At 60.0% G+C, this 14,603-nt stretch carries 16 protein-coding genes; 10 read left to right on the top strand and 6 right to left on the bottom strand.

Annotated elements, in window-relative coordinates; all coding sequences use genetic code 11:
• Positions 1–116 precede the first annotated feature (116 nt).
• Both rhlB and AC1RT4_RS13660 read right to left on the bottom strand, forming a co-directional pair.
• Positions 117–1,595 (bottom strand): ATP-dependent RNA helicase RhlB, encoded by a 1,479-nt coding sequence (rhlB, locus tag AC1RT4_RS13665; RefSeq protein ID WP_493085686.1) that lies wholly within the window; start codon positions 1,593–1,595, stop codon positions 117–119.
• Positions 1,596–1,691: 96 nt separating this feature from the next.
• Complete coding sequence (locus AC1RT4_RS13660) at positions 1,692–2,348, bottom strand: alpha/beta hydrolase (RefSeq protein WP_085690612.1); 657 nt, start codon at positions 2,346–2,348, stop codon at positions 1,692–1,694.
• A 468-nt stretch (positions 2,349–2,816) separates the two neighbouring features.
• On the opposite strand from AC1RT4_RS13660, the gene AC1RT4_RS13655 reads away from it, so the two are divergent.
• From AC1RT4_RS13655 to AC1RT4_RS13640, 4 genes are all read left to right on the top strand, one after another.
• Positions 2,817–3,848 carry an amino acid ABC transporter substrate-binding protein gene (locus tag AC1RT4_RS13655; RefSeq protein ID WP_007957332.1) on the top strand — a complete coding sequence of 344 codons (1,032 nt, stop codon included), beginning with the start codon at positions 2,817–2,819 and terminating at the stop codon, positions 3,846–3,848.
• A 65-nt stretch (positions 3,849–3,913) separates the two neighbouring features.
• The gene (locus AC1RT4_RS13650; RefSeq protein WP_493085683.1) at positions 3,914–5,095 is read left to right on the top strand and encodes an amino acid ABC transporter permease; all 1,182 of its coding nucleotides are present in this window, start codon (positions 3,914–3,916) and stop codon (positions 5,093–5,095) included.
• A gap of 10 nt (positions 5,096–5,105) precedes the next feature.
• Positions 5,106–6,203: an amino acid ABC transporter permease gene (locus tag AC1RT4_RS13645; protein WP_007957335.1), complete on the top strand. Its 1,098-nt coding sequence runs from the start codon at positions 5,106–5,108 to the stop codon at positions 6,201–6,203.
• Positions 6,204–6,214: 11 nt separating this feature from the next.
• Entirely contained in the window at positions 6,215–6,979 is a 765-nt protein-coding gene (locus AC1RT4_RS13640) for an amino acid ABC transporter ATP-binding protein (protein ID WP_007957337.1), read from the top strand.
• Between the two features lie 52 nt (positions 6,980–7,031).
• On the opposite strand, the gene AC1RT4_RS13635 is transcribed toward AC1RT4_RS13640, so the two are convergent.
• Positions 7,032–7,523, bottom strand: coding sequence for a type II TA system antitoxin MqsA family protein (locus AC1RT4_RS13635; RefSeq protein WP_493085680.1), 492 nt, complete (start codon positions 7,521–7,523; stop codon positions 7,032–7,034).
• Positions 7,520–7,831, bottom strand: coding sequence for a type II toxin-antitoxin system MqsR family toxin (locus AC1RT4_RS13630; RefSeq protein WP_493085678.1), 312 nt, complete (start codon positions 7,829–7,831; stop codon positions 7,520–7,522). Before AC1RT4_RS13630 ends, AC1RT4_RS13635 begins: the two co-directional genes overlap by 4 nt.
• 166 nt (positions 7,832–7,997) lie before the next feature.
• Here AC1RT4_RS13630 and AC1RT4_RS13625 point away from each other — a divergent pair, with 166 nt between their 5' ends.
• The 5 genes from AC1RT4_RS13625 to AC1RT4_RS13605 all read left to right on the top strand — a co-directional run bounded on the left by AC1RT4_RS13625 (position 7,998) and on the right by AC1RT4_RS13605 (position 12,528).
• A complete protein-coding gene (locus tag AC1RT4_RS13625; RefSeq protein WP_115076638.1) occupies positions 7,998–8,657 on the top strand; it encodes a FadR/GntR family transcriptional regulator in 660 nt (219 codons plus the stop codon).
• Entirely contained in the window at positions 8,647–9,951 is a 1,305-nt protein-coding gene (locus AC1RT4_RS13620) for a CynX/NimT family MFS transporter (RefSeq protein WP_493085676.1), read from the top strand. Before AC1RT4_RS13625 ends, AC1RT4_RS13620 begins: the two co-directional genes overlap by 11 nt.
• 100 nt (positions 9,952–10,051) lie before the next feature.
• The gene (locus AC1RT4_RS13615) at positions 10,052–10,525 is read left to right on the top strand and encodes a nuclear transport factor 2 family protein (protein WP_085608154.1); all 474 of its coding nucleotides are present in this window, start codon (positions 10,052–10,054) and stop codon (positions 10,523–10,525) included.
• 39 nt (positions 10,526–10,564) lie between these two features.
• A complete protein-coding gene (locus AC1RT4_RS13610; protein WP_085690619.1) occupies positions 10,565–10,867 on the top strand; it encodes a GIY-YIG nuclease family protein in 303 nt (100 codons plus the stop codon).
• A 725-nt stretch (positions 10,868–11,592) separates the two neighbouring features.
• Positions 11,593–12,528, top strand: a complete 936-nt coding sequence (locus AC1RT4_RS13605) for a glutathione S-transferase family protein (RefSeq protein WP_493085673.1) — start codon at positions 11,593–11,595, stop codon at positions 12,526–12,528.
• Positions 12,529–12,559: 31 nt separating this feature from the next.
• Here AC1RT4_RS13605 and AC1RT4_RS13600 read toward each other — a convergent pair whose 3' ends face one another.
• Positions 12,560–12,910, bottom strand: coding sequence for a glutaredoxin family protein (locus AC1RT4_RS13600; RefSeq protein WP_007957354.1), 351 nt, complete (start codon positions 12,908–12,910; stop codon positions 12,560–12,562).
• Positions 12,910–13,914 (bottom strand): nucleoid-associated protein YejK, encoded by a 1,005-nt coding sequence (yejK, locus tag AC1RT4_RS13595; RefSeq protein ID WP_007957356.1) that lies wholly within the window; start codon positions 13,912–13,914, stop codon positions 12,910–12,912. Before yejK ends, AC1RT4_RS13600 begins: the two co-directional genes overlap by 1 nt.
• Before the next feature lie 396 nt (positions 13,915–14,310).
• On the opposite strand from yejK, the gene AC1RT4_RS13590 reads away from it, so the two are divergent.
• A complete protein-coding gene (locus AC1RT4_RS13590) occupies positions 14,311–14,592 on the top strand; it encodes an HU family DNA-binding protein (RefSeq protein ID WP_007957357.1) in 282 nt (93 codons plus the stop codon).
• Positions 14,593–14,603: the final 11 nt, after the last annotated feature.

Genomic DNA, 14,603 nt, shown 5'->3' with positions numbered 1-14,603 from the left:
TCGCACGAACATCATCAATCAAATCGGCGTTCTTGTTTCTGTGTTTCCCGGGATTCCGTGAAGAACCAAAAAAAAGCGCAGTCCGTTGCCGGCTGCGCCTCTCTTTATGGCGTCGCTTATTGTGGACGCTTGCGCTCAACCGCCCGCAATAGATGGGTCGGCGGCGTTTCGCAGCTGATCTTGCGACCGAGTTTTTCTTCGATGGACGGCAACTGATAGGAGTCGTCTTCACCGGCGAAGCTGATCGACACGCCGTCGGCGCCAGCACGACCGGTACGGCCGATACGGTGCACGTAGTCGTCCGGGACTTCCGGCAGGGTGAAGTTGATCACGTGGCTGATGCCGTCGATGTGGATACCGCGACCGGCCACGTCGGTGGCGACCAGAACGCGGATCTTGCCTTCGCGGAAGCCTTCGAGGGTCTTGATTCGCTTGTGCTGCGGCACGTCGCCGGACAGTTGCGCGGCGTTGATGCCGTCACGCACCAGGCGTTCTTCGATGCGGCGCACTTCGTCCTTGCGGTTGGCGAACACGATCACACGCTCCCAGCCGTTGTCGTTGACCAGGTTGAAGAGCAGTTTGTATTTGTCGGCACCGGCCACCGCGTAGATGTGCTGTTCGACGTTTTCGTTGGCCACGTTGGTGACTTCGATTTCGACGATCGCAGGATCGGTGGTCCACTGCTTGGCGAGGTTCATCACGTCATCGGTGAAGGTCGCGGAGAACAGCAGGGTCTGGCGTTCGCTTTTCGGCGGGGTCTGCCGAATGATCTGCCGGACCTGCGGGATGAAACCCATGTCGAGCATGCGGTCGGCTTCGTCCAGCACCATCACTTCGACCATGTCCAGATGCACGTCACCGCGCTGGTTGAAGTCGAGCAGGCGGCCCGGGGTCGCGACGAGGATGTCGCAATGGCGCGCTTCGAGGTGCTTGAGCTGCTTGTCGAAGTCCATGCCGCCAACGAACGTCATGACGTTGAGGCCGGTGTACTTGGTCAGGTCGGCGGCGTCCTTGGCGATCTGCACCACCAGCTCGCGGGTCGGCGCGATGATCAGCGCCCGTGGCTCGCCCATGTAGCGTTCTTTCGGCGGCGGGGTCTGCAGCAGCTGGGTGATGATCGAGATCAGGAACGCGGCGGTCTTGCCGGTGCCGGTCTGGGCGCGGCCAATGGCGTCTTTGCCAGCGAGGGTATAACCCAGCACCTGAGCCTGGATCGGCGTGCAATACGGGAAACCCAGATCGTGGATGGCGTGCATCAGTTCCGGGGCGAGCTTGAAATCGTGGAAGCGGGTCTTGCCTTCCTGCGGCTCGACGACGAAGTCTTCGAGTTTCCAGGGAATCACCGGCGCCTTGGGCTTGGGTTCGCGACGTGGTTTGGCCGGTTTCGGTGCTTCGCTGCGGGCCGGCTCGGTGGCGGGGGCGGCAGCTGGAGCGGGTTTCGGTTCGCGTTGGGCCGTCGTGGCGGGCGTCTGGCGGTCGGCCTGGCTGGCATCGCTGCGATGACCGGGGGCGTGCGACGGCGCAGTGGGGACTGGCGCGAGCTGCTCAGCCTCGCTTTTACCGAACATTTTCTTGAGTGCTTTGAGCACGGTCATCTCATCAATTGGTTAAGGAATGTACGCCGGCCAGTGTAATGCAAGAAACGGGCGCGGCGTAGTGGGATGATCAAAGGGCGAGCCTTGGCGGAGTTGTCAGCGCAGGCGTTCGCTCAACCATGTGCCGATGTCGCGAATTTCTTCGGGTAACACTTCGTGCTCCATTGGGTATTCCTGCCATGTCACGGTGACACCATGGGCCTTGAGATACTCATAAGCCGTGCGTCCCATCGAGTTCTGCACCACGTTGTCGAACTGGCCGTGCAGCGACAGCACCGGAATCCGCTGCTGGCTGGCGGACAACTCCAGTTCATCACTGAAGGTCGGCGCGTATGTCGATAATGCCAGCACCCCGCCCAGCGGCCCCTGCCATTTCAGAAACGCGGTGTGATAGACCACGGCGCCACCTTGGGAGAAACCGGCGAGGAAAATCCGCGAGGCGTCTATTCCGCTGCTTCGCTGTTCTTCGATCAATTCGATGATGCGGTCGGCGGACGCTTCCAGCTCATCGCGGTCGATCGCCCGGGCCGGGCTCATGGCTTTGATGTCGTACCAGCTCGGCATGGCATATCCGCCATTTATCGTCACCGGGCGGGTCGGCGCCTGGGGCAGGACGAAACGCGTGCTCAGCAGGCTTTCCTGAAGCGCTTCGGCCACCGGCAGAAAGTCGTAGCGGTCGGCGCCGAGGCCGTGCAGCCAGATCACGCAGGCGTCTGCGGGCTTAACAGGCTGAAGAATCAAGGGCTCGGTCATGGCTGCTCCAATTGTGTGCGGGCGCTCTCATTGAGTGCGTGATTTGCGTGCGCGCCCGGTTGATCCGTTAAGAAGATGTCGCAAGGCTACAAGTTTTGCTATTGACCTGTCGCTCAATCGCTTCGGTGAGCTGTGTGGTACGGGCTTTGCTATGGGGAAGATTGTAAGAAACTTCCCACGCCTGGCGGTAACACTATCAGTGTACGACCGACGACGGGATAGCAAAGAATCCGGTGATGGATGTTCGCCAATGGCCGCAACGGGCTTAGCGAACGTGAAAGGGCTACCGCCCGTTCGGCCGACTGGTGAGAAGTGAGTTGTCCATGATGTGGATTTTCTCCTACTAGACTCATAGCGAAGGTCCTGCGTCGGTTGACCCCAAAAAAAGCCAACACGGGTCAACAACGCCTCAAAAGGGTGCGACTGGACTCAAGCTCCGACACAACAAGAGCAAAACTGGAGGTTTGAATGAAGATGTTGAAATCCACTCTGGCGATCGTGACTGCTGCTGCAGTACTGGGTGTCAGCGGGTTCGCTCAGGCGGGTGCAACCCTGGATGCAGTGAAGAAGAAAGGATTCGTGCAGTGCGGCGTCAGCGATGGCTTGCCAGGCTTCTCGGTTCCGGATTCCACCGGCAAAATCGTGGGTATCGATGCTGACGTCTGCCGCGCCGTGGCCGCTGCCGTGTTCGGCGATGCGACCAAGGTCAAGTTCAGTCAGTTGAACGCCAAGGAGCGTTTCACCGCTCTGCAGTCGGGCGAGATCGACATCCTGTCGCGCAACACCACCATGACCAGCTCCCGTGACGCGGGCATGGGCCTGAAATTCCCGGGCTTCATTACCTACTACGACGGCATCGGCTTCCTGGTAAACAACAAGCTGGGCGTGAAGAGTGCCAAAGAGCTGGACGGTGCAACCATCTGCATCCAGGCCGGTACCACCACCGAGCTGAACGTTTCCGACTACTTCCGCGGCAACGGTCTGAAATACACCCCGATCACTTTCGACACCTCCGATGAAAGCGCCAAGTCGCTGGAATCCGGTCGTTGCGACGTGCTGACCTCCGACAAGTCCCAGCTGTTCGCCCAGCGCAGCAAGCTGGCTTCGCCGAAGGACTACGTGGTTCTGCCGGAAACCATTTCCAAGGAACCTCTGGGCCCGGTCGTACGTAACGGCGACGACGAGTGGCTGGCCATCGTGCGTTGGGTTGGCTACGCGCTGCTGAACACCGAAGAAGCGGGCATCTCTTCGAAGAACGTCGAAGCTGAAGCCAAAGCGACCAAGAACCCGGATGTCGCTCGTATGCTCGGCGCAGACGGCGAATACGGCAAAGACCTGAAACTGCCGAAGGACTGGGTCGTACAGATCGTCAAGCAAGTCGGCAACTACGGCGAAATCTTCGAGAAAAACCTCGGCAAGAGCACTCCGCTGGAAATCGACCGCGGCCTGAACGCGCTGTGGAACAACGGCGGCATTCAATACGCACCACCAGTGCGCTGATGGTTCTGTCACCCGGCAGGCCAACTGCCGGGTGACGTTCTGTTCCATTATTTCCGGGGCACTTCATGCAAAATTCAATCGGCGCACCAAAGCAGAGGCTCAGCCTCAGCGATCCACGAGTGCGTGCGTGGGTATTTCAGATCATCACCATCGTGGCGGTGGTCTCCCTGGGCTGGTATCTGTTCGATAACACCCAGACCAACCTGCAACACCGGGGTATTACTTCGGGGTTCGACTTTCTGGAGCGTAGTGCCGGGTTCGGCATCGCTCAACACCTGATCTCCTACACCGAAGCGGACAGCTATGCCCGGGTGTTTGTCATCGGCCTGCTCAACACGCTGCTGGTGACTTTCATTGGCGTGATCCTGGCCACGATCCTCGGCTTCATCGTCGGCGTGGCGCGCCTGTCGAAGAACTGGATCATCGCCAAACTGGCAACGGTGTACGTGGAGGTTTTCCGTAACATCCCGCCACTGCTGCAAATCCTGTTCTGGTATTTCGCGGTGTTCCTGACCATGCCGGGGCCGCGCAACAGCCACAACTTCGGCGATACCTTCTTCGTCAGCAGCCGTGGCCTGAACATGCCGGCCGCGCAAATGGCCGACGGCTTCTGGGCGTTCGTGGTCAGCATCGTGGTGGCCATCGTCGCCATCGTGCTGATGAGCCGCTGGGCCAACAAGCGCTTCGAAGCCACCGGCGAGCCGTTCCACAAGTTCTGGGTCGGCCTGGCGCTGTTCCTGGTGATCCCGGCGGTGTGCGCGCTGATCTTCGGTGCCCCCGTGCACTGGGAAATGCCGAAGCTGCAAGGCTTCAACTTCGTCGGTGGCTGGGTGCTGATTCCGGAACTGCTGGCCTTGACCCTGGCGCTGACGGTGTACACCGCGGCGTTCATCGCCGAGATCGTGCGTTCGGGCATCAAGTCGGTCAGCCATGGCCAGACCGAGGCGGCGCATTCGCTCGGCCTGCGCAACGGCCCGACCCTGCGCAAGGTGATCATTCCGCAAGCGCTGCGGGTCATCATCCCGCCGCTGACCAGCCAATACCTGAACCTGGCGAAGAACTCCTCGCTGGCGGCCGGTATCGGTTATCCGGAAATGGTTTCGCTGTTCGCCGGCACCGTGCTGAACCAGACCGGTCAGGCGATCGAAGTCATTGCCATCACCATGAGCGTGTACCTGGCGATCAGTATCAGCATTTCCCTGCTGATGAACTGGTACAACAAGCGCATCGCGCTGATCGAGCGGTAAGGAATAGCGCATGAGTACTCATACTTTCAAACCCGACATGCCACCGCCGGCCAAGGTCTTCGGCCCGATGGCGTGGATCCGCGCGAACATGTTCTCCAGCTGGCTCAACACCCTGCTGACCCTGTTCGCGTTCTACCTGATCTACCTGGTGATTCCGCCGATCCTCAGTTGGGCGATCATCGATGCCAACTGGGTCGGCACCACCCGCGCCGACTGCACCAAGGACGGCGCCTGCTGGGTCTTCATCCAGCAGCGTTTCGGCCAGTTCATGTACGGCTACTACCCGCCGGAACTGCGCTGGCGCGTGGACCTGACGGTGTGGCTGGCGGTCATCGGCGTTGCGCCTCTGTTCATCAAGCGCGTGGCGCACAAGGCGGTGTACGGCCTGAGCTTCCTGGTGGTCTACCCGATCGTTGCCTGGTGCCTGCTGCATGGCGGCGTCTTCGGCCTCGACACCGTGGCGACCAGTCAGTGGGGCGGTCTGATGCTGACCCTGGTGATCGCCACTGTCGGCATCGCCGGTGCGTTGCCGTTGGGGATTGTCCTGGCGCTGGGCCGACGCTCGAACATGCCGGCGATCCGTGTGGTCTGCGTGACCTTCATCGAGTTCTGGCGCGGCGTGCCGTTGATCACGGTGCTGTTCATGTCCTCGGTGATGCTGCCGCTGTTCCTGCCCGAAGGCATGAACTTCGACAAACTGCTGCGGGCGCTGATCGGCGTGATCCTGTTCCAGTCGGCGTACGTCGCCGAAGTGGTGCGCGGCGGTCTGCAAGCGATCCCCAAGGGCCAGTACGAAGCCGCGGCCGCGATGGGCCTCGGTTACTGGCGCGCCATGGGCCTGGTGATTCTGCCGCAGGCCCTGAAGCTGGTAATTCCCGGCATCGTCAACACCTTCATCGCGCTGTTCAAGGACACCAGCCTGGTGATCATCATCGGCCTCTTTGACCTGCTCAACAGCGTCAAGCAAGCCGCTGCCGATCCGAAATGGCTGGGCATGGCCACCGAAGGCTACGTGTTCGCCGCCCTGGTGTTCTGGATTTTCTGTTTTGGCATGTCGCGCTATTCCATGCACCTGGAACGCAAGCTCGACACTGGCCACAAGCGTTAGGAGTTTTTTCGATGAGCGAAGCAATCAAAAAGCCAGTGGGCCCTGAAGGCATCATTCAGATGCAGGGCGTGAACAAGTGGTACGGCCAGTTCCACGTGCTGAAAGACATCAACCTCAACGTGCGTCAGGGCGAGCGTATCGTGCTGTGCGGTCCGTCGGGTTCCGGCAAATCCACCACCATCCGCTGCCTCAACCGTCTGGAAGAGCACCAGCAGGGCCGCATCGTGGTCGATGGCGTGGAGCTGACCAACGACCTCAAGCAGATCGAAGCGATCCGCCGTGAAGTCGGCATGGTGTTCCAGCACTTCAACCTGTTCCCGCACCTGACCATCCTGCAGAACTGCACCCTGGCGCCGATGTGGGTGCGCAAGATGCCCAAGCGCAAGGCTGAGGAAATCGCCATGCATTACCTGGAACGCGTACGCATTCCGGAGCAGGCGCACAAGTACCCGGGGCAACTGTCCGGCGGTCAGCAGCAGCGTGTGGCAATCGCTCGCGCGCTGTGCATGAAACCGAAAATCATGCTGTTCGACGAACCGACCTCGGCACTCGACCCGGAGATGGTGAAAGAAGTACTCGACACCATGATCGGCCTGGCCGAAGACGGCATGACCATGCTCTGCGTAACCCACGAAATGGGCTTCGCCCGCACCGTGGCCAACCGCGTGATCTTCATGGACAAGGGTGAAATCGTTGAACAGGCGGCACCGAACGACTTCTTCGACAATCCGCAAAATGATCGGACGAAGCTGTTCCTGAGTCAGATCCTGCATTGAGATCTGATGAATAAAACCAACCCGGCCTTGTGCCGGGTTTGTTTTTTGGGGATCAGGACACGGTGAGGGTTCCGTGTTCTTTGTGCTCGGTATACTTGAAGGCGTTCCTCAGATCCGCCCCTTCACCCAAGGCTTTCGCATCCGCGAGCAAGTGCGGATAGCGATCGAGCAGGCGCATCAGCAGCATCAACGCCTTCGGCGGAAGCACTTCGCCGCGCTCATAGCGGGAAAATGCGTTGTGTCCGCCACCAGACAGCAGTTGCACCGTTTCTTTTTGCGTCAGGTGCAATTTGCGCCGGATGCGCTTCATCTCGTTACCGATCATTTGTCGGGCAGCAATCACCAGATCATCACCGGCTTGCGTGTAGCGTTCTGCACTATCGGTATCGGCGTCCCACTCGACCTCACCGCATTTGCGACATTCCCAGCCAGCAAGGTCATCGATACGACGTTCCATGCCTTTGACACTGATGGTTTCGCCGCGACCCTCGAAATGTGTCATTCCCTCACGTGCACCGCAGCTGAAACATTGCCGGGTTTTCATTGGTTTTTCTCCTTGAAGGAGATTACCGGTGGGCCACCTTCGGGGCGGTATGTCACCTTGATGTAAATCTCCAGATCGTGTGAGTGCGTGTGATAAACGTCTTGCCAGACTCGATGATCGTCATAGGTGGTCATCGACTTGTACAACATCCTGTTATGAAGTTCGAAAACGATTTCTTGCATCTCTATGATGCTGAAGCCGAGATCCAGTCCGGTTTTTTCTGCGCTCCTGGTGAATGCCTGTCTTCCCCGTCGCCTGACCTCAGCCTTGATCACCACCAAGTCGTAATGGGGTGTGTTCTTTTCCATAAGAAACCAAAACCCTGTCCCTGAAATTACCCTTAAAGGGTAATTTTGACTAATCGAAAATCCCGCTCCATTTGCCTCTCTCTGACCCTAGGTGGTTGCCGTCCTACACGGAGCTGACTAACATGTCAGAAAATTCATCCCATGATTGGATGAAAGGGCGAATCTAATGTCAGAAATTTCTCCACTTATTAAGCGATCCCTGGTCGATCAGGCCCTGGATCAACTGCGCCAGCGCATCACCGACGGCACGTGGCAGGTGGGTCAGCGTTTGCCGACCGAGCCCGAGCTCTGCGCCGAACTCGGCATCAGCCGCAACACCGTGCGCGAGGCGATGCGGGTGCTGGCGTTTTCCGGGTTGATCGAAATTCGTCAGGGTGACGGCAGTTACCTGCGGGCGGTGGTCGATCCGATGGACACGCTCAAGGCGCTGTCCAAGTGCTCGCTGGATCAGGCCCGGGAAACCCGGCACATCCTTGAAGTCGAGGCCATCGGCCTGGCGGCGTTGCGCCGGACCGATGAAGACCTCGTCGCGTTGCGCGAAGCGCTGGGTGTCGCCGGCAGTCACTATCACGGCGACCTCGACAGTTACATCCGCTGCGACCTGGTGTTTCACCGTCGTCTGGTGGACGCCGCGCACAACCCGACCCTCAGCGAGCTGTATCGCTATTTTTCCAGCATCGTCGGCGCGCAATTGCGCCAGACCCTGAACATCGTCCCCCGTCGACAGGAAGTCTTCGATTTGCACGTCGCCTTGCTTGAGGCCGTCGAGCAGCGCGATCCGGAGCGGGCCAAAGCCCTGTCGAGGCAGTTGATCAATGAACCTTGAAACCGAGAAAACCATGTCCCGCCCAGAAGTCTCCACAGCACCCGTTCGCAAGGCCGAGCTCGAAGAGTTGTTGATCGACGCCGAAGCCGATGACGAGCAGGTGCAGCAAAGCCATCCGCTGATACGGCGCCCGTGCCTGTTGCTGCTGGGGCTGATCCTGGTGGCGTTGAACCTGCGACCGGCGCTGTCGAGCATGGCGCCGCTGCTCAGTGAGGTGTCGAAAAGCCTCGGCTTGTCCGCCGCTCAAGCGGGATTGCTGACGACGTTGCCGGTGCTCTGCCTCGGTCTGTTCGCCCCGCTGGCCCCGATACTCGCGCGGCGTTTCGGTGCCGAGCGGGTGGTCCTGGGGATTCTTCTGACACTGGCCGGCGGCATCATCCTGCGCAGCAATTTCGGTGAAATCGGTCTGTTCGCCGGCAGCGTGCTGGGCGGCGCGAGCATCGGCATCATCGGCGTGTTGCTGCCGGGCATCGTCAAGCGTGACTTCGCCAAACATGCCGGCACCATGACTGGCGTCTACACCATGGCCCTGTGCCTGGGCGCTGCAATGGCGGCGGGTTCCAGCGTGCCGCTGAGCGAACACTTCGACCACAGCTGGGCCATGGGCCTGGGCTTCTGGGTGATTCCGGCGCTGGTGGCGGCAGTGTTCTGGCTGCCGCAAATCGGCCAGAAGCACGGCGCGCATAACGTTGCCTATCGGGTCCGCGGTCTGCTGCGGGATCCGCTGGCCTGGCAGGTCACCTTGTACATGGGCCTGCAATCGTCGCTGGCTTACATCGTGTTCGGCTGGTTGCCGTCGATCCTCATCGGTCGCGGGCTGACGCCGACCCAGGCCGGGCTGGTGCTGTCCGGTTCGGTGATCATCCAGCTCGCCAGCTCCCTGGCGGCACCGTGGCTGGCCACGCGCGGCAAGGATCAGCGGCTGGCGATCGTGGTGGTGATGGCGTTGACCCTCGGCGGCCTGTTCGGTTGCCTCTACGCGCCGATCGAAGGGTTGTGGGGCTGGGCGATCCTGCTGGGCCTGGGGCAGGGCGGTACGTTCAGTCTGGCGCTGACCCTGATCGTGTTGCGCTCGCGGGATTCCCACGTGGCAGCGAACCTGTCGAGCATGTCCCAGGGCTTCGGCTACACCCTCGCGTCCATGGGGCCGTTCGCGGTCGGCGTGGTGCACGACTGGACCGGAGGCTGGAACGCCGTGGGCTGGATCTTCGGCATCGTCGGTGCGGGAGCGATCCTTGCCGGCCTCGGTGCCGGGCGTGCGCTGTACGTGCAGGTAGTAAGCGAAAAGGTCTGATGCGCACACACTGTCGGTATTCGGAATGCGAATGCCGATAGTGTTTCGGGCGTTTGCAGATTATCGTGCTGGCAATCTGTACCTTTCCTGGAGATTGCCCATGAGTGAAGAAGCCCACAGTGCCCTGATCACCCGTTTCTACCAGGCTTTCCAGCGCCTCGACGCCGAGGCCATGGCCGCCTGCTACACCGACGACGTGGTGTTCAGCGATCCGGCCTTCGGCGAGCTGCGCGGCCGCGACGCCGGCGACATGTGGCGCATGCTCACCACTCGCGCCAAGGACTTCTCCCTGACCTTCGACAACGTCCGCGCCGACGAGCGCAGCGGCGGCGCCCACTGGGTGGCGACCTACCTGTTCAGCCAGACCGGCAACATCGTGATCAACGACATCCAGGCACGCTTCGTCTTCCGCGACGGCAAGATCTGCGAACACCACGACCACTTCGATCTGTGGCGCTGGTCCCGCCAGGCGCTGGGCTTCAAGGGTCTGCTGCTGGGCTGGACGCCGCTGGTGCGCAACGCCGTCCGCGCCCAGGCGCTGAAAGGGCTGAAGGCATTTCAGGCGAGTCGCTGATAAGATCGCGGCCTGTTTTCCTTACGCCTGAATTGTCCCGTGACCAGCCTCAGCGAAAATCCTCCCGATGCCGACGTTCCAGTGAGCAAGTCCTGGTTCGTCTACCTCGTACGCGCCGCCAATGGTTCGCTTTACTGCGGGATCAGCGATGATCCCGTGCGCCGTTTCGCCAAGCATCAGAGTGGCAAAGGGGCGCGATTCTTTCTCTCAAGCCCGGCGATGGCGCTGGTCTACACCGAGCGTTGTCGCGACAAGGGTGATGCGTTGCGTCAAGAGCGGTTGATCAAGAAGCTCAGGAAGAGTGCCAAGGAATGTCTGGTGGCGTCTTATCGGCCTGATTGATCGGGAGCAGACAGTAGAAGTCCCTGCATGTCGAAGGCGCTGCCTCAGGCAAACGGCAGGCGAAAAAAAACCGCCTTTGCGGGGCGGCTTTTTCGGCAAGCATCGGTTTGCGGCCGAGCTTGGTGCATCTCACTGAATACACTGGCGTGGCTGAAGACTATTCGCCTTTGCGCCACCGAGCAAGCTTTGAAACATCGATTTCGAAAAAAGCTGTTCTGGATCCATTTGTTTAAACGGCGATGCAAAAACCTGATTACTATCCGTTTGCTCGCATGCCAGTGCAGCTACTGAGGTCTGGTCGATCGGCGAAACGATTTCACGCCCTCTGACACGGGGTTGCTCCCGTGCCGGAATGATTGTGCGGAGGGATCTTGGTCGGCCGCCTCACTGAATATACTGGCGTGTATTCCGAAGGCGTACGTGGTCCGGTAAGCACGCTGGAGGTTTGGCCCCCAACCGGAGGTCAAAATGTATGAAGCTTTTGCTACGTACTCTGAGCCTCGTATGGAGGTCGTTCAAAGCGTTTCGCTTTTACGAGTTCCTGCGAGATCACTTCGATGACCTGATGTAAGGTCCTTGATGTGGGAAGCCGTCTCAGCCTTGGCTGAGGCGGTTTTTTAGTGCCTTATCAACCTGACTGATCAGTTCCCATCAGCCGGATCCGTAGGCTGCGAACGAATTGCGCGCTAAGCTGCTGGCTCACTTTCTGTGCGGCGGAGCCGAGCATGTCCGAGTTGATTCTGCATCATTACCCGACCTCTCCATTCGCCGAAAAGGCCCGGCTGCTGTTGGGTTTCAAGAGCTTGTCCTGGCGCTCGGTGCACATCTCGCCGGTGATGCCGAAACCGGACCTGACCGCCCTGACCGGTGGCTACCGCAAGACCCCGGTGCTGCAGATCGGCGCCGACATCTATTGCGACACCGCGCTGATCGCCCGTCGCCTCGAGCAGGAAAAGGCCCAGCCTTCGTTCTTCCCGGGAGGTCAGGAAATGATCGCTGCCAGTTTCGCCGCCTGGGCCGATTCGGTGGTGTTCCAGCATGCGGTGAGCCTGGTGTTCCAGCCCGAGTCGGTGGCGGTGCGTTTCGGCAAGTTGCCGCCGGAAGCGATCAAGGCCTTCCTCGCCGATCGGGCCGGACTGTTCAGTGGTGGCAGCGCGACCAAGCTTTCGGCCGAGCAGGCCAAACACAACTGGCCGACTGTCATGGCGCGTCTGGAGCAGCAGTTGCAGCGTGAAGACGGTGACTTCCTGTTCGGCGAGCCGTCGATTGCCGACTTCGCCATGGCTCATCCACTGTGGTTCCTCAAGGCCACGCACGTGACGGCGCCGTTGGTGGATGCCTATCCGGCAGTGTCGGCGTGGCTGGGGCGTGTACTCGGCTTTGGTCATGGCGCGGCCAGCGAGATGAGTTCGGAGGAGGCACTGGAGATCGCGCGCAGCTCTAAGCCCGCAGCGTTGCCGGATGAGATGTTCACTGATCCAAACGGGTTCGTGGCAGGTCAGCAGGTGCTGATCGCAGCGACAGACTACGGCGTTGATCCCGTTGCCGGCGAGCTGGTGTTTGCCGGTCGTGAGGAGCTGATCCTGCGCCGTGAAGACGAACGTGGCGGAGTGGTGCATGTGCACTTTCCGCGTTTCGGTTTCCGAATCGAGAAACGCTGAAACAACTGAGGGAGCCGATTGGCTCCCTCATTCATTTCAGTGCAGCGAGAATCTCGTCCGGATCAAACCCGCGAATCAACGTGCCATTGACGTCGATCAGCGGAATCCCGCGCCCGCCGAGCGCTTCATACGCCTTGCGTGCCTCGGCGTCCTTCTCGATATCGAATTCCTTGAACGGAATGCCTTTCTGATCGAGAAAGCGTTTGGTCTGCTTGCAGTAGCCGCACCAGTCCGTGGCGTACAGCACGACATGGGCGTTGGCGCGGACCTGCTCGGACGCCATCTGCGACGGGTTGAACACCCGCTCGATCTTGCCCCAGTTCTGATAGACCACGACCACCAGCAGAACCAGCAGAACCTTTTTCAGCACATTGCCGAGCATCAGTTGCGACGCTTCAGCTGATCGGTGAGCGATGTCGGCAGACCTTTGATGACCAGCGTCCCGGCTTCTTCGTCGTATTCGATCTTCGAGCCCAGCAGGTGCGCTTCAAAGCTGATCGACAGGCCTTCGGCGCGGCCGGTGAAGCGGCGGAACTGGTTGAGCGTGCGCTTATCCGCCGGTATCTCCGGCGACAGGCCGTAATCCTTGTTGCGGATGTGATCGTAGAAGGCCTTCGGACGCTCTTCGTCGATCAGCTCCGAGAGTTCTTCCAGGCCCATCGGCTCGCCAAGCTTGGCCTGGCTGCTGGCGTAGTCGACCAGGGTCTTGGTCTTCTCGCGGGCGGAATCTTCCGGCAGGTCTTCGCTCTCGACGAAGTCGCTGAAGGCCTTGAGCAGGGTGCGGGTCTCGCCCGGGCCGTCGACGCCTTCCTGGCAGCCGATGAAGTCGCGGAAGTATTCAGAGACCTTCTTGCCGTTCTTGCCCTTGATGAACGAGATGTACTGCTTGGACTGCTTGTTGTTCTGCCACTCGGAAACGTTGATCCGCGCCGCCAGGTGCAGTTGACCGAGGTCGAGGTGGCGCGACGGGGTCACGTCCAGCTGATCGGTCACCGCCACGCCTTCGCTGTGGTGCAGCAGGGCGATAGCCAGGTAATCGGTCATGCCTTGCTGATAGTGGGCGAACAGCACGTGGCCGCCGACCGACAGGTTCGACTCTTCCATCAGCTTTTGCAGGTGCTCGACCGCGACCTTGCTGAACGCGGTGAAGTCCTTGCCGCCTTCCATGTATTCCTTCAGCCAGCCGCTGAACGGGAACGCGCCGGACTCCGGATGGAACAACCCCCAGGCTTTACCCTGTTTGGCGTTATAGCTCTCGTTGAGATCGGCGAGCATGTTCTCGATGGCTGCGGACTCAGCCAGTTCGGAGTCACGGGCGTGCAGAACTGCGGGTGTGCCGTCGGGTTTTTTGTCGATCAAGTGGACGATGCAATGACGGATCGGCATAGGCTTCTCGGCTGGTGGAAGGGAGGAGGGCGGGCTCCCCCGAAAAAGCGCTCAGTGTACCGCAACCACTGGATTTGGCGCGGGGTGAAGGGCAAATCCGGGTCACCCGACGGCCCTTATGCATTTATTTACCGATTTAGCGCAATAAACCTGACCATTTGGCTAGCTAGAGGCGGATATTTCCTTGTCTCTGTGCTAGTTTTGCCCGGTCTTGTGCGAAGTCACCGCGACAAGCATGCATTCAGCTTTTGTCAGGTCGAACCAAACCTTGATTTCGGCATCTATAACCCCGACTCGTCGTGGTTATCGCCGAGGGTGCCAGATCCAGAAGATCGGGCTCGATGGCTGACACTGCACTCTGCAATCCATATGAATTTGATAGGGAAGGAACACTACATGGCTCTTACTAAAGACCAACTGATCGCCGACATCGCTGAAGCTATCGACGCGCCGAAAACCACCGCGCGTGCCGCTCTGGACCAACTGGGCCAAATCGTTGCCGATCAGCTGGAAAACGGTGCCGAAATCACTTTGCCAGGTATCGGCAAGCTGAAAGTGACCGAGCGTCCTGCCCGCACTGGCCGTAACCCATCGACTGGCGCTGCCATCGAAATCCCTGCCAAGAAAGTGATCAAGCTGGTTGTGGCCAAAGGCCTGACCGACGCTGTGAACAAGTAAGACGCAGCGAT

The organism is Pseudomonas sp. GW821-FHT11D10 (assembly GCF_058808435.1).
This window is presented reverse-complemented; position numbering and strand designations above follow the sequence as displayed.